The following is a 19,236-nucleotide window of genomic DNA, read 5'->3' as shown; positions in this document are numbered from 1 at the left end:
GCCTCTGCCAATTCTTCAAAAGAACAATAGATTGTGCGTTTAATTAAATGCACAATCTATTGTTCTTGATTTCGTGCGGATGACCAATATAATGGTTATATGTAAAAAGAACCATTTAATTGGATCTTCTGATGACCAATCTGCAAGACATCGGCCGCCGCATCCGCACCGCGCGTAAAGCACGGGGGATGACGGCTGTCGCGCTGGCCGCGTTGGCCGGAATGCACCGCAACACCTTGCTGGCGCTGGAAACCGGGCGCGGCAACATCGAACTGGTCAAGCTGCTGGCCCTGTGCGAGGAGCTGGAGCTGGACCTGCTGCTGTTGCCGCGCCAAGCAGCGCCGCTGCGCGCCGCCGAGGCGCAAGGCGCTGGCAGCCAGACCGAACTGGGGGCGCGGCTGCAAGCGCTCATGGGCGAAGGAGGCGGGGCATGAGCATGCTGCGTTCCCTGCGCATCCGCCTCGGGCAGACCGAGGTCGGTTCCTTGTTCTCCCTGGATGACGGGCGCTGCTATTTCCGTTTCGATGACGCCTATGCCTTGCAGGGGGACGATCGTCCCGTCCTCTCGCAGCTTTATCTGGCCTCCACCGAAGAGCGTACCCGCGCCCAGTTGCTCGATCCCACGCTGGCGGCCAACCGGGGGGATGGCCGTGGCGGATTGCCTCCCTTCTTCCAGAATCTCCTGCCCGAAGGGCAGTTGCGCAAACACCTGATCCAGCGTGCCGGTCTCGCTCCGGACGATGAATTTGGCCTCTTGGCCTACTGCGGACGCGATCTGCCCGGCGATGTCTCGGCGCTGGCCGAAGAACTGGATGAACGCGGTCTCGGCCGCCTGCTGGGGCAGGGTCATGACAGCTACGAGATGAGTTCCGGCCAGTTGCCGGTACCCGGCGGGGAATCGCTCTCCGGCGTGCAGCCCAAGCTGGCGTTGGTGCGGGAGAGCGGGGGACGCTACGTCATGCGTTCCAAGGATAGCCAGGGCAGCCATTTCATCGCCAAGCTGCCGGCTACCGACTATCCCAACATGCCGCAGGTGGAGTTTGCCTCGCTCACCCTGGCCGCTGCCGCTGGCGTGCAGACTTGCCGGTTCAGCCTGGAGCCGCTGTCAGCCATCGGCGATCACCTGCCGTTCGGCCTGCGCAACGACGCCAGCCGTTTCCTGCTGGTGCAGCGCTTCGATCGCGATGCACCCACGCCGACCGGACGCTTGCACATGGAAGATTTCGCCCAGGTCACCGGTACCGCACCGGCGGCCAAGTATGTCGGTACCTATGCGGCCATCGGCGTGGTGCTGCTGGAGCGCAGTACGCGCCGTGCCGAGGATGTCTACGAATTGCTGCGGCGGATCAAGGTCAACGAGCTGATCGGCAATTTCGATGCGCACCTGAAGAATTTCAGCCTGCTGTACCACACGCCCCAGCAGGCCGCGCTGTCGCCGGCCTATGACATCGTTGCCTACGCCGCTTACGTGGGTGGCGATGGCCATGCGCTGGCCTTCGTACCAGGACAGAAGGGCAAGCAATTGCTCACGCCCGCCATCCTGCGCCAGCTCGCCAACCTGTGGCGGCTACCGGAGCCACGCTTGCAGGCGGTGCTGGTGGACACGGTGGAACGCGCCATGACGCAATGGCCGGCCCTGATTGAGAGCCTGCCCTTCACCGACGCACAGCGCGGCAAGCTGCTGGCGCATCTGGAGGCCAATGCCAGCGTGGCCGCCTGGCGCCGCCGCGCCGCGCGCAGGAAGCCTGCCGACGGGGAGGGCGCATGAGGCCCACGCCCACCCTGCCCATGCGCGAAGGCCTGTCGCCCAGCTACCTGTGGCTGCAACCGGGGCCCTGGCGCGACATGCTGTCCTTCCTGGCCGAGCGCTTTACGGCGGTACCCGAATCGATCTGGCGCGAGCGCCTGCTGCGGGGAGAGGTGCGCAACCAGCAGGGTGAGGCATTGCGCCCGGACTCGCCCTATCGCAGCGGCGATTGCATTTTCTACTACCGCGAATTACCCGAGGGTGAAGCGCGCATTCCGGTGGAAGAGAAGATTCTGCATCTGGACGACCATTTGTTGGTAGCCGACAAACCGCATTTCCTGCCGGTGATCCCGACCGGCCGCTTCGTGCAGGAGACCCTGCTGGTGCGGCTCAAGAAAACCACAGGCCTGCAGGACCTGGTCCCCATCCACCGGCTGGACCGGGAGACGGCCGGGGTGATCGTGTTTTCGCATCAACCGGCCAGCCGGGGCAAGTATCAGTCCATGTTCCAGCAACGGTCCATGTTCAAGGTATATGAAGCGATTGCCCCGCTGCGGCCGGATCTGGCGTTGCCACGGGTACACCGCAGCCGGGTGGAAGAGATCCCTGAACAGTTCTTCAAAATGCATGAGGCCGAAGGTACGCCCAATTCGGAAACCCACATTTCCCTGCTGGAGCAGCGGGGAGAACTGGGCCTCTACCAGCTGGAACCGGTCACCGGACGGCGTCACCAGTTGCGGGTGCACATGGCCTCACTGGGCATTCCCATCCTCAACGATCTGTTCTATCCGCACGCCGTGCCTGTGGGCGTGGCCGATGATCTGGACAAGCCCCTCAAACTGCTGGCCCGTTCGCTCTTCTTCATCGATCCGCTCGATGGCAGCGAGCGGCATTTCGTCAGCCAGCGCAGCCTGTAGCCGGGACGGTAACGCGGGTCAGGCAGCCGATTTGAGCTGGTGCAGAGATGCCACCAAGTCAGCAAACCGCTGCCCCTGGATCATGATGTGCTGGCGCAGCACCTCGACGGTGCGTTCCGGGTCGCCGGCGATGATGGCATCGACCACGGCCTGGTGTTCGTCATAGGACATCTTGAGGCGGTCCCGCACCCGCAACTGCAGGCGGCGATACGGCCGCAGGCGGCGGTGCAGGGCGCGCGCCTGCTCGGCCAGGAAGCCATTGTGGCTGCCGGCATAGATGTGGTCGTGGAAGGCCTCGTTCAGGTAGAAATAGGCATCCGGATCGCTGGCATCGCGCGCCGCCTGGCAGGCCTGGTGCGCCGCCAGCAGCTCGGCATGCTCGGCCGGCGTCATGCGGCGCGCCGCCAGGCGCCCGCACATGGCTTCGAATTCGGCCATCACTTCAAACATCTCGATCAATTGCTGCGGGCCGATCTCGGCCACGATGGCCCCCCGGCGCGGTCGCATCTCGACGATGCCCATCGAGGCCAGCTGGATCAGCGCTTCACGGATGGGCGTGCGCGAGACACCGAATTCTTCGGCCAGCGAGGTTTCATCCAGATGCTGGCCCGGTGCCAGCTTGCCGACGGCGATCAGCTCTTCAATCGATTCGCGCAGGGTTTCAGAACGGGTCTTTGGCGTGTCCATGGTGTGTTGCCTCTAAAACAAGCATTGTAAAGGGAAGGGCTTCCACGGGATTAATGCTTGACAATGTATGCTTTTCGCCTGAAATTGTATACACGATGAGAGCATAAAAACACAGTAGTTCCATCAATTCCTGGAGGAGATACCAGCATGACCACATTTACCCGTCGCCATTTCCTTGGCACCCTAGCCGCTGCACCGCTTGCCGCCGCCATGCCCGCTGCCTGGGCGCAAACAGGTAGCCTGAAGATTTCTCACCAGTTTCCCGGCGGAACGCTGACAGAAGGCGACTTCCGAGACCGCCTGGTGCGCATGTTCGCCCAGCAGGTGAACGAAAAGACCAAAGGCGCCTTGAAGTTCGAGATCTATCCCGGCTCGTCCCTGATGAAGACCAACGCCCAGTTCTCCGCCCTGCGCAAGGGCGCGCTGGACATGTCGCTGGTGCCGCTGAACTATGCCGGCGGCGAAGTCCCGGAAACCAACATCGGCCTCATGCCCGGCCTGGTGACCTCCTACCAGCAGGGCGCCGCCTGGAAGAATGCCGAAGTGGGCAAGGAACTGGCCCGCATCCTGGGCGAGAAGGGCGTGGTCATCGTCAGCTGGATCTGGCAGGCCGGCGGTGTGGCCTCGCGCGGCAAGCCCATCGTCGATCCGGCCGATGCCAAGGGCATGAAGGTGCGCGGCGGTTCACGCGAGATGGACCTGATCCTGAAGGAAGCGGGCGCCGCCGTGGTGACCTTGCCGTCCAATGAAATCTACGCCGCCATGCAGACCGGCGCGATGGATGCGGCGATGACTTCGTCGACTTCCTTCATGTCCTTCCGCCTGGAGGAGGTGGCCAAGTCCCTCACGACCGGGCGCGACAAGGCTTACTGGTACATGTTCGAGCCGCTGATGATGTCCAAGGCCGTCTTCGAACGCCTGCCCAAGGACCAGCAGGCCGTCATCATGGCCGTCGGTGCAGACATGGAACAGTTCGCCACCAAGGCTGCCCAGGCCGACGACATCGCCGTGGCCCAGGTCTACCAGAAGGCCGGTGCCAAGGTGGTTGACCTCAACGCCGAGGTCGTCAAAAAGTGGCAGGACATCGCCCGCAATACCGCCTGGAGGGACTTCGCGGCCCGCAACGCCAACTGCGCCAAGCTGCTGGCCCTGGCGGAGAAGACCGTATGAGCCACGGCTTCGAGATGCCCGGCGCGGCGGCCACGCGCCCGGCCGTGCCGGCCAGCGCCCCGGTGGCCTGGCTGGCGGCCTTCCTGCAGGGCTACCACCGGGTGGCCGTATTCCTGGGGATGATTGCGCTGCTGGTGACCTCCTGCATCCTCACCTATTCGGTGGTGGTGCGTTACTTCTTCCATCAGCCGACCGACTGGCAGGATGAAGCCTCGGTCTTCATGCTGGTTGGCGTGATCTTCCTGTGCTCGGCTTATGTGCAGTCGCTGCGCGGGCACATCGGCATCGAGGCGCTGGCGGGCTTGCTCTCGCCGCTGGCCAACAAGGTGCGCATGTTCATCGTGGATGTGGTGTCCTTCCTGTTCTGCGCCTTCTTCACCTGGAAGTCGTGGACGCTGTTCCATGAAGCCTGGGTGGAGGGGCAGACCACGTCGTCCACGTTTGCGCCGCCGCTGTGGATTCCGTATTCCCTGATGGCGCTGGGCATGAGCATGCTGACGCTGCAATTGCTGGTGCAGGTGCTCACGCGCATCACCGGCACCGTGCCTGCTGCAACGTCCGGAGGTGCGCAATGAGTCCGCTGACCCTGGGTGTGCTCTATGGCGTGGTCACCATCCTGGTGATGTGCTCGGGCATGCCGATTGCCTTTGCGCTGGGCGTGGTGGCGACCGGTTTCATGTATTTCTTCATGCCGGAATCGTCGCTGGATACCATCACGCAAAACGTTTATGAAGAAATCGCTTCCATCACGCTGCTGTCGATTCCGCTCTTCATCCTGAAGGGGGCGGCCATCGGCAAATCTCCTGCCGGCAAGGACTTGTATTCGGCCATCCACGCCTGGCTGAACAAGGTGCCGGGCGGGTTGGGCATCGCCAACGTGTTTGCCTGCGCGCTGTTTGCCGCCATGGCCGGTTCGTCGCCGGCGACCTGTTCGGCCATTGGTTCGGCGGGCATTCCCGAGATGCGCCGTCGCGGCTATTCACCGGGGTTTGCCGCGGGCATCATCGCCGCCGGTGGCACGCTGGGCATCCTGCTGCCGCCGTCCATCACCATGATCCTGTATGCCGTGGCCGCCGAGCAGTCGCTGGGACGCCTGTTCCTGGCCGGTATCGGGCCGGGCGTGCTGCTGGTGATCCTGTTTGCGGGTTATGCGGTCTTCCGGGCGCGCAAGGAATACAAGCTGGCGCATGCCGTCTACACCGCCGGTGGGGCCAAGTCGGCCTATCTGGATGACGAGCATTTCACGCTGGCCCAGAAAGTGGAAATGCTGCCGCGCGTGCTGCCTTTCCTGATCTTGCTGATCGGCGTGATGGTGGCGCTCTATGGCGGCCTGGCTACGCCCTCCGAAACCGCTGGCCTGGGCGCGCTGCTGGCGCTGGTGCTGATCGCGGTGGTCTATCGCATCTACAAGCCCAAAGAGATCGCGCCCTTCCTCAGTTCCACCATCAAGGAATCGGGGATGCTGCTGCTCATCATCGGCATGTCGCTGCTGTATTCCTACGTGATGAGCTACCTGCACATCAGCCAGTCGGCGGCGCAATGGGTGGTCGACCTGCACTTGTCGAAGTGGCTGCTGCTGGCCGTGATCCTGGGCATGGTGATCGTGCTGGGCTTCTTCCTGCCGCCGGTGTCGATCATCCTCATGACCGCGCCCATCATCCTGCCGCCGCTCAAGGCCGCCGGTTTCGACCTGATCTGGTTCGGCATCGTCATGACGGTGGTGATGGAGATGGGCCTGATTCACCCGCCGGTGGGGCTGAATCTGTTCGTGATCAAGAACATCGCACCCGATATCGCGCTAGGCGATGTCATCAAGGGTACGATTCCTTTCCTGGCGCTGATGTTTCTCGCGGTCCTGCTCTTGTGCATGTTCCCGGGCATCGCGACCGTATTGCCTGATCTGTTGATGGGAGCCAAGTAAATGAGTAGTAGCGAACGCGTGTGGAATGCGCGCCAGAAGAACCGTGAACAGCGGCTGGCGCGCGCCACCGCCGCATTGGGTAGCCAGTTGCAGGGCAAGATCGCGCCTGCGGACAAGCTGGCAGAGCTGCTCTATGCGGTGCTGGAAAACGGCGACCGGGTCTGTGTCGAGGGCAACAACCAGAAGCAGGCCGATTTCCTGGCCAAGGGCCTGGCGGCACTCGATCCGGCGCGGGTCAACGGCTTGCACATGCTGTTCTCGGTGCTGGCCTTGCCGGAACATCTGGACGTGTTCGAGAAGGGCATTGCCGACCGGCTCGATTTTTCCTTCTCCGGTCCGCAGGCCGGCCGCCTGGCCAAACTGGCCTCGGCCGGCAAGCTCAACATCGGTGCCATCCATACTTACCTGGAGCTGTTTGGTCGCTACTTCGTCGACCTGACGCCGCGCGTGGCGCTGGTGGCGGCGCAGGCGGCCGACCGCCACGGCAATCTCTATACCGGGCCCAATACGGAAGATACGCCCGCCATTGCCGAAGCGACGGCCTTCTCCAGCGGCATCGTCATTGCGCAGGTGAACGAAATCGTCGATGAGCTGCCGCGCGTGGACATCCCGGCCGACTGGGTCAGCTTCGCCATCAAGGCCCCCACGCCGCATTACATCGAACCGCTCTTCACGCGCGACCCGGCGCAGATTTCCGAGATCCAGGTGCTCATGGCGATGATGGCCATCAAGGGCATCTATGCCGAATACGGTGTGCAGCGACTGAATCACGGCATCGGTTTCGATACTGCGGCCATCGAGCTGATCCTGCCCACCTATGCCGAATCGCTGGGCCTGCGCGGCAAGATCTGCAAGCACTGGGCGCTCAATCCGCACCCGGCACTCATTCCCGCCATCGAGGCCGGGTTTGTGGAATCCGTGCACTCCTTCGGCTCCGAGCTGGGCATGGAAGATTACATCCGCGCACGGCCCGATGTCTTCTTCGTCGGACCCGATGGCTCCATGCGCAGCAACCGCGCCTTCTCGCAGACGGCCGGCCACTATGGCTGTGACATGTTCATCGGATCGACCTTGCAGATCGACTTGCAGGGCAATTCCTCCACGGCCACGCTGGGCCGCATCGCCGGGTTTGGCGGTGCCCCCAACATGGGCGCGGATGCGCGCGGACGCCGCCATGCCAGCGAAGCCTGGCTCAAGGCCGGCCAGCAGGCGCGCGCCGGACGCAATACCATTCCGCGCGGGCAGAAGCTGGTGGTGCAGACGGTGGAGACCTTCCGCGAGCACATGCAGCCGGCCTTCGTCGAGAAGCTGGACGCATGGCAGCTGGGCGAGCAGGCCAAGATGCCGATTCCTCCCGTGATGATCTATGGCGACGATGTCACCCACATCCTCACCGAAGAGGGCATCGCCAACCTGCTGCTGTGCCGTACAGAAGAAGAGCGCGAGCAGGCCATCCGCGGCGTGGCCGGTTATACGGCCGTCGGCATGGGCCGCGACAAGCGCATGGTGGAAAACCTGCGCGACCGTGGCATCATCCGCCGCGCCGAAGACCTGGGCATCGACAAGCGCATGGCCACCCGCGACCTGCTGGCGGCCAAGAACATGAAGGACCTGGTGCGGGCCTCCGGCGGGTTGTACAACCCGCCCAAGCGCTTCCGCAACTGGTGATTTTCCCGCAATGAAAGCGACACTATGGAAACTTTGACTTTTCGCTTCGAGCACGGCCAGCGTCGCCTCAAGGCCACGCCTGAACTGGTCGGCGTGGTCAGCTCGGGCAATCTGGAAGTACTGATCGAGAATGCGGCGCTCAACGGTGCCTGCGCCATCGAGGTCAAGACCGCCGCGCGCGGCTTCGGCACCATCTGGGAAGCGGTGATGACCGACTTCCAGCAACGCTGGCAACTGGCCGATACCCGCATCTCCATCAACGACATGGGGGCCACGCCGGCCGTGGTCAGCCTGCGCCTGGACCAGGCCGTGGAAGCCATGGTGGAGGAGGGCGCATGAGTGCGAGCTATCTGGAAGCCACGGCGCGCGAGCGCATCCTGGCGGTGCTCGACGCCGGCAGCTTCAAGGAACTGCTGCCGCCCGCGCAGCGCGTAGTCAGCCCCCATTTGGGTCAGCTCGATGCGCCGGTCTCCTTCGATGATGGCGTCATCATCGGCGAAGGCCTGCTGGGTGGACTCGCCGTGATGGCCGCCGCGCAGGAAGGCGGATTCATGGGCGGGGCCGTGGGCGAGGTGCATGGTGCCAAGCTGGTGGGCCTGCTCAAGCGCGCCATGGCCAGGCAGGCCGCTGGCGTGATCCTGCTGCTGGAAACCGGCGGCGTGCGCCTGCATGAAGCCAATGCGGGGCTCATCGCCGTTTCCGAAGTGATGCGTGCGGTGCTGGAGGCGCGTGCCGCCGGCATCCCGGTGATCGTGCTGGTTGGCGGCGCCAATGGCTGCTTCGGCGGCATGGGCATCGTGGCGCGCTGTGCCAATACCGTCATCATGTCCGAGGAAGGGCGGCTGGCCATGTCCGGTCCCGAAGTGATCGAAACCGCCAATGGCGTCGAGGAATTCGATTCGCGCGACCGCGCCCTGGTCTGGCGAACGACCGGCGGCAAGCATCGCTACCTGATCGGCGATTGCCAGCAACTGGTGAGCGATGACATTGACGCCTTCCGCACGGCAGCCATCGCCGCGTTGTCCGCCGTCAGCGATGCGAAGCTCACGCTGGCCGGGCTGGAAGCCGAGCAGGAGATGCTGCGCCGTCGCATCGCCACTTTCGGCCATGCCGAGGACCCGATGGACATCTGGGCCGAGCTGGGCGTGGCCCGACCGGAAACGGTACCGATGCTGGAAGCCGCTGCCTTCACCGCCATGGCCGAGCGCCTGCGCATCGTCTCCAAGGCCTGAGAGGAATTCATGAACCAGACTGTTACTCCCCCCCAGGTCGACTGGCGCGCACTGGCGCAGGACCTGTTCCCGCAAGGCCGCGCGATCACCGAGCAGGATCGCTTCCTCTCCGGCACGGCGCAGGTGGATGGCCGTACCGTCACCGTGGTCGGTACCACCGGGCATACGCCCATCGGCATCGAAATTGCGCTGGCCCAGGCCAGTGCGATCCTGCAGACGGTGCGTGAACATCCCGGCCGGCCCATCGTGATCCTGGTCGATACCCAGGGCCAGCGCCTGCGTCACCGCGATGAAATGCTGGGCATCAACAGCTACATGGCGCATCTTGGCAAATGCGTGGAACTGGCGCGACGCCAGGGGCATCGCGTGGTCGGGCTGGTGTATGACCAGGCGCTGTCGGGCGGCTTCATCACCAGCGGCCTGATCGCCGATGCCTGCTATGCCTTGCCGGAGGCGACCATTCGCGTGATGGGCCTGCCCGCGATGGCCCGCATTACCAAGGTGCCGGAAGAACGGCTGACCGAGCTGGCCAAGAGCAATCCGGTGTTTGCGCCCGGTCCTGAAAATTATTTGCGCATGGGCGGCGTTGCCGAGATATGGAATGGCGATCTGGCCAAGGCGCTGGCCAATGCGCTGGCCCAGGATCGCAGTGCCGACACGCGTGCGGCCACGGGTCTCGAACGGGGCGGGCGCAAGTGGGCGCAACGCGTCATCGATGCGGTCGCCAACGATACGCCCTTGAACTGATGAACATGTCGTCCACACTCGCGCTTGCTGAGTCGCGTCATCACCTGCTCTGGCTGAGCGAGGCGGGTTGGTCGCGCCTGCTGGCCGGTGGCAGTGATGCACGCCAGCAGGCCACGCTGCAGCACTGGCAGCGCATGCGCTGGCCGCTGATCGTGCGTCGCCGCGACGTGGAGGCCAAGGACGAAGAGATCTGTGTCGGCATCGCCTTGCCGCCCGATGCGCAGGGCAACAAGCCGCGCATCGCGCTGCGGGTGAGGGCCGATGAAGTGGCATCAAGCCGCGCGCCTTTCCTGCTGCGCGACATCGTCGCTGCGCGTCTGGCCGGTCTGCCGGCCGCGTGGCAGGCTGGGCTGGCGGAGTTGCAGGAGCACATGGAGCGCGCGGGTATTGCTCTCTCTGTATTCGGTTCTCTGGCCTGGCAGGCGGTGACGGCGCAAGTTTATCTGCGCAGCAGTTCCGACATTGACCTGCTGTTCCAGCCGCGCAGCCAGGCCCAGCTGGAAGCAGGCGTGAGGCTGCTGGCCTGGCAGGCGATGTTCCTGCCGCTGGATGGAGAAATCGTGTTTCCTGACGGGGCCGCCGTGTCGTGGAAGGAATGGCGACAGGTCGCGGTGCTGGGCAGCCATCCCGAAGGCCAGGTGCTGGTCAAGCGGCCAGCCAGCGTAGCGCTCGAACGCGTGGGCGCACTGCGCGCCAGCCTGCCGCAGGAGCAGACATGCGCCGCCTGATGCAGCATCCCGATACGCTGACCCCGCCGCTGCACCATACGCAGAAGCGCCGCGCCGCCCGCGAGAACCTGGCGTTCTGCCGCCAGCTCGCGCGCCTGGCGGTGCGCAGCCTGTACCAGGAACTGGTGCTCTATCCCAAGCCCGGCCTGGTCTCGCGCGTGGACAATGGCAGCCACACCGACATGACGGCCGAGACTTTCCTGCGCAGTCTGTTTGCGCTGCGCCATTACTTTTTCCAGATCGCCGCTGCAGGCCTCGACGGCGCGTCTTTCCGCACCCTGCAGACGCTGGCGATTCGCGCCGAAGAGCGCATGTTGCGCGCCACCGGCGGCATCAACACGCATCGCGGCGCGATCTTTGCGCTGGGGATGCTGTGCGCGGCCACGGGATATGCGCGGGGCCGTCACATGCCCCTGCAACCCGCCACTATCCGCGCCACCTTGCTGATCCAGTGGGGCGATGCACTGGCCCGCCATAGCGCGGTAGCGATGCCGTGCGGCCAGCACAGCCATGGCCAGCGCGTGGCCGCCGAGCATGCCGTGGGCGGGGCGCGAGAGGAGGGCGCGCTGGGCTTCCCGGCGGTGTTCGAGGTGGCCTTGCCGCAATTGCAGGCCACGCTGGCGGCTGGGCGCGATCTGCATCACGCTCGTATCGATGCGCTCTTTGCGCTGATGGCGCATCTCAGCGATACCAATGTCTACCATCGCGGCGGGGCCGAGGGCGCTGCCCTGGTTCGCAGTCGCAGTGCGGCCTTCCTGGCGGCGGGCGGTACTGCGCTTGCCGATTGGGAAGGGCGGGCGCAGGACTGCCATCGCGAGTTCGTCACCCGCCGCCTGTCGCCGGGGGGCGCGGCCGATCTGCTGGCGGCGGCTTGCCTGGTCCACGAGGTTCGCAACTTATGAGCCTGCGCCTGGCCATCCTGTGTCCGGGGCAGGGCGCGCAGCATGCGGGCATGTTCGATCTGCTGCGCGATGATCCCGTGGCCACCGCCTTCCTGAGGCAAAGCGATCTGTCGTCTCACCTGCAGGCAGCGGTAGAAACGGTACTCAACGATCCTGCCCAGCTTTATGCCAACCGCAATGCTCAACCCCTGATTGTTGCGGCGCAACTCGCCGCGTGGCAGGCGTTGCGGGAGCCGTTGGCTGCCCTCGCGGGTGCGCCTTTGGTGGTGGCGGGTTACAGCGTGGGAGAACTGGCCGCCTATGCGGTGGCCGGGGTCCTCGATCCCGCGCAATCCGTCGCACTGGCCGCACGGCGCGCTGCAGCGATGACCGAGGCCGCCAGCGTGCAACCGGAACAAGGCTTGATGGCCATTGGTGGACTGCCGCTTGCCGTGGCGCAGGAATGCCTGGCGCGGCATGGTGGTTACGTGGCTATCGTCACCGGTGAAGACACGCTCATCGGCGGTGGTAGCGGGAAAGCCCTGCAAGCCGCCGCGGATGAGCTTGCAACCGCCGGTGCGCGGACTTCGACGTTGCCCGTCGGGCTGGCCTCGCACACCCCGTTGATGCAGGCGGCCACGGACTCGTTTGCGGCAGAGCTTGCCGCACTCCAGCTGCGCTCGCCCGGTCCGGCCTTGCTGGCGGGTGTCACCGGGCAGGCGATTGCCGATGCAGCGCAGGCGCGAACACTGCTGGTGCGACAGCTGGTCGAGCCCATCCAGTGGGCCGGCTGCATGGATGCCATGGCTGAGCGTGGCGTGACGGTCGCGTTGGAACTGGGGCCTGGCGCGGCACTATCGCGCATGCTGCGCGAGCGCCATCCGCAGATGGCCTGCCGTTCGCTGGCGGACTTCCGCAGCCTCACGGGCGCGCTGGCATGGCTGCGTCGGCAAGCTGACTGAATCGGCGTGCGGTCCGCCCTCGGCTGGCTTCTGCGCCATGCTGGTGCTATCGTGAAATGAAGAATTCTTCCATTGTCCATGCTCCTGTCGGATCCGGCTGACAGCGCAACCCGCTTTGTGCAGTTCAGTCCATCGCGGCGGCGAACCAATGCCCGAACCCTCAGTCGCATCTTGAAGCAGTGCCCATGTTCAACCCGACCAGGAGGCCCCAAGATGAAAGTCGATGTGTACAAGCGCCCGGACGGCGACGGTTTGTTTTCCTACCTCGTCCTGCCCCACGAAAAGCCGATGCCGGAAGAGGTGACCAATACCGACTGGCAGCTCCACGAGCAAAACGTGGACTTTGAGCGCGACGGCAAGCGGCATTTCACGCTGGAGCCGGAAGATGCCTTCATGCAGATCGGCGAGAAAGGCTACGCCATCACCCATCTGGACCAACGCAGCGGCGACGGCGCGGCCTGAGACCCCAGGCTATCGGCCCATCCGCAGAGGAGACCATCATGCCCACTGAACAAGTAGGCGATTACGAAGTGGAATACGCTGGCGTGCGCCTCATCGGCGGCGACGAATGGGTGGCCCAGGTGGCCATCTTCGGCCATTCCACCAATCCCATGCATCGCAACCCGGTGTTCCCGGTGCAGCGCGTGCTGCCCGACCAGACTTTCGCCGATGAAAAGGCGGCCGAGGAGGGCGCGCGTCAGGCTGCGCATGACCTTCTGGAGAAGCAGACAGCGCGGCATTGACCGCCGTTTCCCACTAGGGCCTGTTCACATTTAATCTGCGAGATGCGTTGCCCCCAGAAGGCGGGCTGGCAAGGCGCGCGTCAGGGCTGGTGGTGGTGCCACCAGCCCTGACGTGCAACGCGGCCAGCGCGCCTTCTGGGGGCAACCCTCCGGGAGAGGCCGCCAAGCGTCGCCTGCCGTTGTTGCAGCTCCTTGCCGTGGCACCACCACGGCGCGTCGCCGCGCCTAGGCAGACAACGCTTGGCGACCTCTCGCACTCGCAGATTAAATGTGAACAGGCCCTAAAGAAGCCCGATCCGCCTGTCGGCGCATCGGGCTTCTTCGTATTGATTGGACGCTGATGGCATGGAATTCGCATGCTGACGGCAGCGGCTGATGAGTGGCAGGCTGCTCACTCTGCTGTTTCGCAATAAAATGGCGTTGATTGCATTTTCCTTCACGTCTTCCTTTTCCTCGTCCGGCCAGGTCCCCCTCATGAAACCGCCTCTGCTCGTCCTGATTCACCTTTCCGAAGAAAGCACTGCCACCATCGCCGCCCACTACGACATCCTTTACGCGCCGGATCGCCAGCGCCGTGACGCGATGATCGCCGGCCCGGCCAAAAAGGTGGCGGTGGTGCTGACCAACGGCTCCACCGGCCTGACTGCCGACGAAATGCGCGCCTTGCCGCATCTGCAGCTGGTGTGTGCCCTGGGCGCCGGCTTTGAAAACATCGATGCCGCCCACGCCAAGGCGCATGGCATCGAGATCGCCACCGGTGCCGGTACCAACGAGGACTGCGTGGCCGACCATACGCTGGGCCTGCTGCTGGCCATCCTGCGCAACATCCCGGTGCTGGACCGCTACACCCGCGACGGCGGCTGGCGCGAGACCCTCCCCCTGCAACCGCAGCTGGCAGGCAAGCGGGTAGGCATCGTCGGCATGGGCAATATCGGCAAGAAGATCGCCCGCCGCGCCGCTGCCTTCGATGCCGAGATCGCCTACTGCAACCGCAAGAAGCGTGATGACGTCGATTTCCACTACTTCCCGGACGTGGCCCAACTGGCCGGCTGGGCCGACTGCCTGATCGTGGCAGCGCCCGGCGGCGCCCAGACCCATCACCTCATCAATGCACGCGTGCTGGAAGAACTCGGTCCCAAGGGCTACCTGGTCAACATCGGCCGTGGCAGCATCGTCGATACCGAGGCCCTGGCCGCGGCCCTGTCGGCCGGCCGCCTGGCCGGCGCCGGGCTGGATGTCTACGAAGGCGAGCCCAAGCCGCCTGCGGCCCTGATCGGCCTGCCCAATGTGGTCCTGACCCCGCACATCGCCGGCTGGTCGCCGGAAGCCATCAGTGCTTCCGTGCGCCAGTTCCTGCGCAATTGCGAGGAGCATTTCGCGGCAGCCGAGCCGGTGGTGCGAGCCTGAGCGGGCGGCTGCGCGACAGCTGACGCGAGTTTTTTTGCCATAGCCGGGCTGGCTGGCCGATAATGTCGGCCGCGGCCGGGGTGCTTTCCTCCACGAGAGCGTCCCGGCCGGTCGCCTGCGCGCGCTCGGGGGAGCGTGCCGGCGCACGGCACCCCGGTGTCATTTCATTCCAAGATCAACCCATCGCCATCACACTACAGAGAGAGCCACGCACCATGGATCTGCCATCTCACCAACTCACCATGACGGTCCTGATGACCCCGGACATGGCCAACTTCGCCGGCAATGTGCACGGGGGCACCATCCTCAAGCTGCTTGACCAGGTGGCCTATGCCTGCGGCAGCCGCTACGCCGGCCAGTACGTGGTGACCCTGTCGGTGGACCAGGTGATGTTCCGCCAGCCCATCCACGTGGGCGAGCTGGTGACCTTCCTGGCCAGCGTCAACCACACCGGCAAGTCGTCCATGGAAATCGGCATCAAGGTGGTGGCCGAGAACATCCGCACCCAGGAAACGCGCCACGTCAACAGCTGCTTCTTCACCATGGTGGCCGTGGACGACCAGCGCAAGCCGATTCCGGTGCCGCCGCTGCGACCCTTCTCGCAGGAAGAAAAGCGCCGCTTTGACGCCGCCGTGATCCGCAAGTCGCTGCGCCAGGAACTGGCGCGCCGCTACGAGGAAGTCAAGCCCGGCACGGACAAGTCCAACTGAGCCTTTCGGATCGCGCAATGAAAAAGGGGATGAGCCTGTGCTCATCCCCTTTTCTGATTCCGGCCGGACTGGCGCTCAGTCCAGATGCACCACCACCGAGCCAAGCACGCCCAGCTCGGCCAGCACAGTCTGTCCTGCCCGCACCGGCATGGGCACGATGGTGGAGCCGGTGGCAACCAGCTGTCCGGCCGCCAGCGTCAGGCCGTACTCGCGCAATTCATTGGCCAGCCAGGTCAGCGCCACGCGCGGATCGCCCAGCACCTGGGCACCACTGCCGGTGCGCCTTTCACCGCCTTCGATGGTGGCCGAGGTCGCCAGCGTGGCCAGGTCCAGGCTGCGCCAGTCGATGCTGGCCGGTGCGCCCAGCACGAACTGGTCGGCACAGCTGTTGTCGGCGATCAGCTGCGCTGCGCCCACTTCGCGGAACAAGTCATACCGGGTATCGGGGATCTCGATGGCCGGATGCACGGTGGCCACCGCCGCCATCACTTCTTCCTGCGTGTAAGGCGTACTGCGTGGCGCGAGCGTGCTGCCCATGCGGAAGGCCACTTCCACCTCGGCCACGCGCATCAGGTTGTCGCCCAGCGTGATGCGGGCACCGCTGCGGTGAATGCGCTCGGCCAGCAGGCGGCCAGCCAGTGGCGCATCGACCTTGAGCAATTGCTGTCCGCCGGGACCGGTGGCGGCGTTCTTCCAGCCGGCCAGCGGCGCGAAGCTGCGCGCTTCCAGGCGGCGCTGGATGTCATAGGCCTGACGCCGGTCCCCCGGCTGCAGATGCGCCGGCAATTGCGGGATGCGGCGGTTGTGCGCCCAGCAGTCCCACAGCAGGTCGGCGGCTTCCTGGCATTGTGAATCGGTCAGCACGGCGGTCTCCCCAAAATGAAGGCTTGTGTTCAGACGCTCAAGGGGCCGAGTGCGCCGATGGCGATGGTCAGCAGGCCCAGGCACAGGTTGATGCCTACCAGCATGCGCACCTGGCGCAGGGCGCGCGAGGCGCGGTCCCAGTCTTGCTGGGCGGCCGCCAGCTTGAGTCGGCGGAAGGGGGCGAAGAAGATGTGGGCGAAGATCAGCATCATCACGATGCCGATGCCGGTCATGGCGTGGACATAGGGCGGCAACTTGGCAGCGCCAGCGCCCATCATGGCCATCATGTGCAGGCCGCTGCCCAGCACCAGTGCGATGGCGACCCAGACCCAGATGAAGAAATTGGCCAGCACGGCCGCCATCAGGCTCAGCCGCTGCTCCGGATGCAGCACGCCCAGCGCGGGGCGCAGGGCCATGTGGGCGAAGAACATGCCGCCGACCCAGATCGTCAGGCCCAGCAGATGGAAGAATTTGGCAAACAGCATGGCGCTCCCGTCAGAAAAGTTCATATGCGTCCGTGGCGCATTGTCGCATGAGTGGGAACACGGCGTATCGTCAGACGGGCGAAACCGCCAGCTTGTGGTAATGTCTTGCAGAAACTTCATCACTAATACTACTCATCGGGCGCTTCTTTGCGCCGCCATCCGGGGGGGACGGTCACACCATGTCGAACACGAGCTTCAGCGGCACCACGCTCAGTGCCATCTTCTTCTATCCGATCAAATCCTGCGGCGCGCTCTCCCTGAGCCGCGCCGAGATCAGTCCGCTGGGCCTGGCGCTGGACCGCCACTGGATGCTGGTGGACCGCCAGGGCCAGTTCCTGACCCAGCGCACGCATCCGGCGATGGCCTGCATCACGCCCGCTTTCGAGGGCGATGCCCTGGTGCTGCGTGCGCCCGGCATGCCCGCGCTGCAGCTGGCCGCCGCCGGCCAGGATGGTGCCACGCTCGCCGTCAAGGTCTGGGACAGCCGGGTCGAAGCGCTCGACCAGGGTGAGCAGGCGCGCGAGTGGTTCTCCGCCTACCTGCAGGATGACGCCCGCCTGGTGCGTTTCAATCCGGCCGTCAAGCGCGCCTGCAGTACCCGCTGGACCGGCGAGCATCGTGCCACCACGCAGTTTTCGGATGGCTATCCGCTGCTGGTGATCGGCCAGGCTTCGCTGGATGACCTCAACGCCCGGCTCGCCGCCAAGGGCGCACCGGCCTTGCCCATGGATCGCTTCCGTCCTAATTTGGTGATCGCCGGTTGGGAGGCCTATGAAGAAGACTTCATCGATACCGTGCGCCTGGGCAGTGAAGACCGTCCGGTACAACTGAAGCTGGTGAAGCCTTGTGCTAGATGTCCCATCCCCGGCATCGACCAGCACAGCGGCCAGCGCGATCCGCAGTGGCCCAATGAACCCATGGACACGCTGGCCACCTATCGTGCCAATGCCAGGGTGAATGGCGGTCTCACCTTCGGCCAGAATGCCATCGTGATCGGCGGGGAGGGCGGCGTGATCGAGGTCGGCCAGGCCTGCGAGTGGGAACTGAATTTCTGAGCGTCCCGGCGGGTAGCCCCGTCAATCTCAATCCAAACTCAAGCCATCTCGGCAGTACCGCAGCAAGGAACAAGATGATCAATGCATTGCGACAATCCCTCCTGCTCGCCCTGGCTCTGGCGGGCGCGGGGTGCTTTTTTGCCAGCGGCAGCGCTGCGGCCCAGGCACGTACCGTGCTGATCGGCCTGGCCGCGCCCATGAGCGGCCCGTCCGGCAGCACGGGCGTGAGCCTGGAACGCGCAGCCCGACTGGCGGTGGACGACATCAACAACAGCAAGCCCGTCATCGCCGGCGAGCCGGTACTGTTCAAGCTGCTGCCGCAGGATGACCGGGCCGATCCGCGTACGGGTGAGCTGATCGCCGATTACTTCGTCAAAAGCAAGGTGGCCGCCGTAGTTGGTCACTGGAACAGTGGCGTGGGCATCCCCGCCGCACGCATCTATGCCGCTGCCGGCATTCCGCACGTGGCCCCCGCCGTAACGGCCCCGGCTTACACGCAGCAGGGCGACGCCAGCGCCTTTCGCATCGTGCCGCACGATGGCGAGGGCGCGCGCCTGACTGCGGACTATGTGGTGCGCGAACTGAAAGGCGTCAACGTCGCCGTGATCGATGACAGCACGGTGTTTGGCTCCAATTACGCCGATGAATTCGTCAAGTCGCTGACGGCCTTGCAGAGCAGGGTCACGGGACGCTATGCGGTGAGCAGCAAGACCTCCGACTTCAACAGCATCCTGCGCAGCATCCGCGACAGCCATCCCGACGTGGTCTTCTTCGCCGGACTCGATGCCCAGGCCGCGCAACTGGTACAGGACCTGCGGCGTCTGCAGATCCGCGCCCCGCTGGTGGGGATCGGTGGACTGGTTGGGCCGACCTTCCTCAAGCTGGCCGGTGCCGCCGGGGAGGGGGTGAGCGTGGTGGAACCGGGACTGCCTTCCTACAAGGGCCCGCAGTGGAGCCATTTCGAACAAGCCTGGAAGGCGCGTTATCAGGACGAGATCTATCTCTATGCGCCCTTTGCCTATGATGCCGTGCGCGTGATCGCGGCCGCCATGCGCGAGGCCGATTCGGTGGAGCCGGCCAAGGTCACGGCCAGTCTGCACCGGATTCGATACAAGGGGATTTCCGGCACGATCGCCTTCGATGCGCAAGGCAACTTGCGCGATCCCGTATTTACCTTGTATCGCGTCAGTGGCGGACGGTGGCGCGTCGTGCGCAGCATCGGCAGTCCGGACAGGAGTTGAGGGCGATCGAAGAATTCGAAGGAAATTCTCGCTGCCAAAAACAATGCCGCCCGGATGAACCGGGCGGCATT

At 64.8% G+C, this 19,236-nt stretch carries 22 protein-coding genes; 19 read left to right on the top strand and 3 right to left on the bottom strand.

The window, feature by feature from the left end; all coding sequences use genetic code 11:
* Positions 1-131 precede the first annotated feature (131 nt).
* The 3 genes from E2K99_RS14325 to E2K99_RS14315 are packed head-to-tail and all read left to right on the top strand — an operon-like array spanning position 132 to position 2,664.
* Positions 132-434: a helix-turn-helix transcriptional regulator gene (locus E2K99_RS14325; protein WP_039785683.1), complete on the top strand. Its 303-nt coding sequence runs from the start codon at positions 132-134 to the stop codon at positions 432-434.
* Complete coding sequence (locus E2K99_RS14320; protein ID WP_134222658.1) at positions 431-1,768, top strand: type II toxin-antitoxin system HipA family toxin; 1,338 nt, start codon at positions 431-433, stop codon at positions 1,766-1,768. Before E2K99_RS14325 ends, E2K99_RS14320 begins: the two co-directional genes overlap by 4 nt.
* Positions 1,765-2,664 (top strand): pseudouridine synthase, encoded by a 900-nt coding sequence (locus E2K99_RS14315; RefSeq protein ID WP_134222657.1) that lies wholly within the window; start codon positions 1,765-1,767, stop codon positions 2,662-2,664. The genes E2K99_RS14320 and E2K99_RS14315 overlap by 4 nt, the downstream gene beginning before the upstream one ends.
* An 18-nt stretch (positions 2,665-2,682) precedes the next feature.
* Here the strand turns inward: E2K99_RS14315 and E2K99_RS14310 are convergent, their stop codons facing one another.
* Complete coding sequence (locus E2K99_RS14310) at positions 2,683-3,351, bottom strand: GntR family transcriptional regulator (protein ID WP_134222656.1); 669 nt, start codon at positions 3,349-3,351, stop codon at positions 2,683-2,685.
* 147 nt (positions 3,352-3,498) lie between these two features.
* On the opposite strand from E2K99_RS14310, the gene dctP reads away from it, so the two are divergent.
* From dctP to E2K99_RS14240, 14 genes are all read left to right on the top strand, one after another.
* On the top strand, positions 3,499-4,521 hold the full coding sequence (dctP, locus tag E2K99_RS14305) for a TRAP transporter substrate-binding protein DctP (protein ID WP_134222655.1): 1,023 nt from the start codon (positions 3,499-3,501) through the stop codon (positions 4,519-4,521).
* Positions 4,518-5,096: a TRAP transporter small permease gene (locus E2K99_RS14300; protein ID WP_134135853.1), complete on the top strand. Its 579-nt coding sequence runs from the start codon at positions 4,518-4,520 to the stop codon at positions 5,094-5,096. Before dctP ends, E2K99_RS14300 begins: the two co-directional genes overlap by 4 nt.
* Positions 5,093-6,442, top strand: coding sequence for a TRAP transporter large permease (locus E2K99_RS14295; RefSeq protein WP_121041604.1), 1,350 nt, complete (start codon positions 5,093-5,095; stop codon positions 6,440-6,442). The genes E2K99_RS14300 and E2K99_RS14295 overlap by 4 nt, the downstream gene beginning before the upstream one ends.
* Positions 6,443-8,110, top strand: a complete 1,668-nt coding sequence (mdcA, locus tag E2K99_RS14290) for a malonate decarboxylase subunit alpha (protein ID WP_134222654.1) — start codon at positions 6,443-6,445, stop codon at positions 8,108-8,110.
* A 24-nt stretch (positions 8,111-8,134) separates the two neighbouring features.
* Complete coding sequence (gene mdcC, locus E2K99_RS14285; RefSeq protein ID WP_134222653.1) at positions 8,135-8,449, top strand: malonate decarboxylase acyl carrier protein; 315 nt, start codon at positions 8,135-8,137, stop codon at positions 8,447-8,449.
* A complete protein-coding gene (locus E2K99_RS14280) occupies positions 8,446-9,342 on the top strand; it encodes a biotin-independent malonate decarboxylase subunit beta (protein WP_134222652.1) in 897 nt (298 codons plus the stop codon). Before mdcC ends, E2K99_RS14280 begins: the two co-directional genes overlap by 4 nt.
* 9 nt (positions 9,343-9,351) lie before the next feature.
* Positions 9,352-10,089, top strand: coding sequence for a biotin-independent malonate decarboxylase subunit gamma (gene mdcE / locus E2K99_RS14275; RefSeq protein WP_134222651.1), 738 nt, complete (start codon positions 9,352-9,354; stop codon positions 10,087-10,089).
* A 5-nt stretch (positions 10,090-10,094) separates the two neighbouring features.
* Complete coding sequence (gene mdcG / locus E2K99_RS14270) at positions 10,095-10,817, top strand: malonate decarboxylase holo-[acyl-carrier-protein] synthase (protein WP_240733727.1); 723 nt, start codon at positions 10,095-10,097, stop codon at positions 10,815-10,817.
* Positions 10,805-11,719 (top strand): triphosphoribosyl-dephospho-CoA synthase MdcB, encoded by a 915-nt coding sequence (gene mdcB, locus E2K99_RS14265; protein WP_134222649.1) that lies wholly within the window; start codon positions 10,805-10,807, stop codon positions 11,717-11,719. The genes mdcG and mdcB overlap by 13 nt, the downstream gene beginning before the upstream one ends.
* On the top strand, positions 11,716-12,660 hold the full coding sequence (locus tag E2K99_RS14260; protein WP_134222648.1) for an ACP S-malonyltransferase: 945 nt from the start codon (positions 11,716-11,718) through the stop codon (positions 12,658-12,660). The genes mdcB and E2K99_RS14260 overlap by 4 nt, the downstream gene beginning before the upstream one ends.
* 213 nt (positions 12,661-12,873) lie before the next feature.
* The gene (locus E2K99_RS14255) at positions 12,874-13,122 is read left to right on the top strand and encodes a DUF6139 family protein (RefSeq protein WP_039785709.1); all 249 of its coding nucleotides are present in this window, start codon (positions 12,874-12,876) and stop codon (positions 13,120-13,122) included.
* 38 nt (positions 13,123-13,160) lie between these two features.
* Complete coding sequence (locus E2K99_RS14250; RefSeq protein WP_034334153.1) at positions 13,161-13,403, top strand: hypothetical protein; 243 nt, start codon at positions 13,161-13,163, stop codon at positions 13,401-13,403.
* Positions 13,404-13,877: 474 nt separating this feature from the next.
* Entirely contained in the window at positions 13,878-14,810 is a 933-nt protein-coding gene (locus E2K99_RS14245; RefSeq protein WP_134222647.1) for a 2-hydroxyacid dehydrogenase, read from the top strand.
* 215 nt (positions 14,811-15,025) lie between these two features.
* A complete protein-coding gene (locus E2K99_RS14240) occupies positions 15,026-15,520 on the top strand; it encodes an acyl-CoA thioesterase (RefSeq protein ID WP_134222646.1) in 495 nt (164 codons plus the stop codon).
* A 75-nt stretch (positions 15,521-15,595) separates the two neighbouring features.
* Here the strand turns inward: E2K99_RS14240 and E2K99_RS14235 are convergent, their stop codons facing one another.
* Both E2K99_RS14235 and E2K99_RS14230 read right to left on the bottom strand, forming a co-directional pair.
* Positions 15,596-16,384, bottom strand: a complete 789-nt coding sequence (locus E2K99_RS14235; RefSeq protein WP_134222645.1) for a 2-keto-4-pentenoate hydratase — start codon at positions 16,382-16,384, stop codon at positions 15,596-15,598.
* Positions 16,385-16,413: 29 nt separating this feature from the next.
* Entirely contained in the window at positions 16,414-16,869 is a 456-nt protein-coding gene (locus E2K99_RS14230; protein ID WP_134222644.1) for a CopD family protein, read from the bottom strand.
* 179 nt (positions 16,870-17,048) lie between these two features.
* Here E2K99_RS14230 and E2K99_RS14225 point away from each other — a divergent pair, with 179 nt between their 5' ends.
* On the top strand, positions 17,049-17,924 hold the full coding sequence (locus E2K99_RS14225; RefSeq protein ID WP_134222643.1) for an MOSC domain-containing protein: 876 nt from the start codon (positions 17,049-17,051) through the stop codon (positions 17,922-17,924).
* Between the two features lie 74 nt (positions 17,925-17,998).
* Positions 17,999-19,165, top strand: a complete 1,167-nt coding sequence (locus E2K99_RS14220; protein ID WP_134222642.1) for a branched-chain amino acid ABC transporter substrate-binding protein — start codon at positions 17,999-18,001, stop codon at positions 19,163-19,165.
* Positions 19,166-19,236: the final 71 nt, after the last annotated feature.

Source organism: Herbaspirillum huttiense, from assembly GCF_004367745.1.
Classification (GTDB): Bacteria; Pseudomonadota; Gammaproteobacteria; order Burkholderiales; family Burkholderiaceae_D; genus Herbaspirillum; species Herbaspirillum huttiense.
Note: the sequence above shows the minus strand (reverse complement) of the source record. Positions and strands in the feature narration are given on the sequence as shown.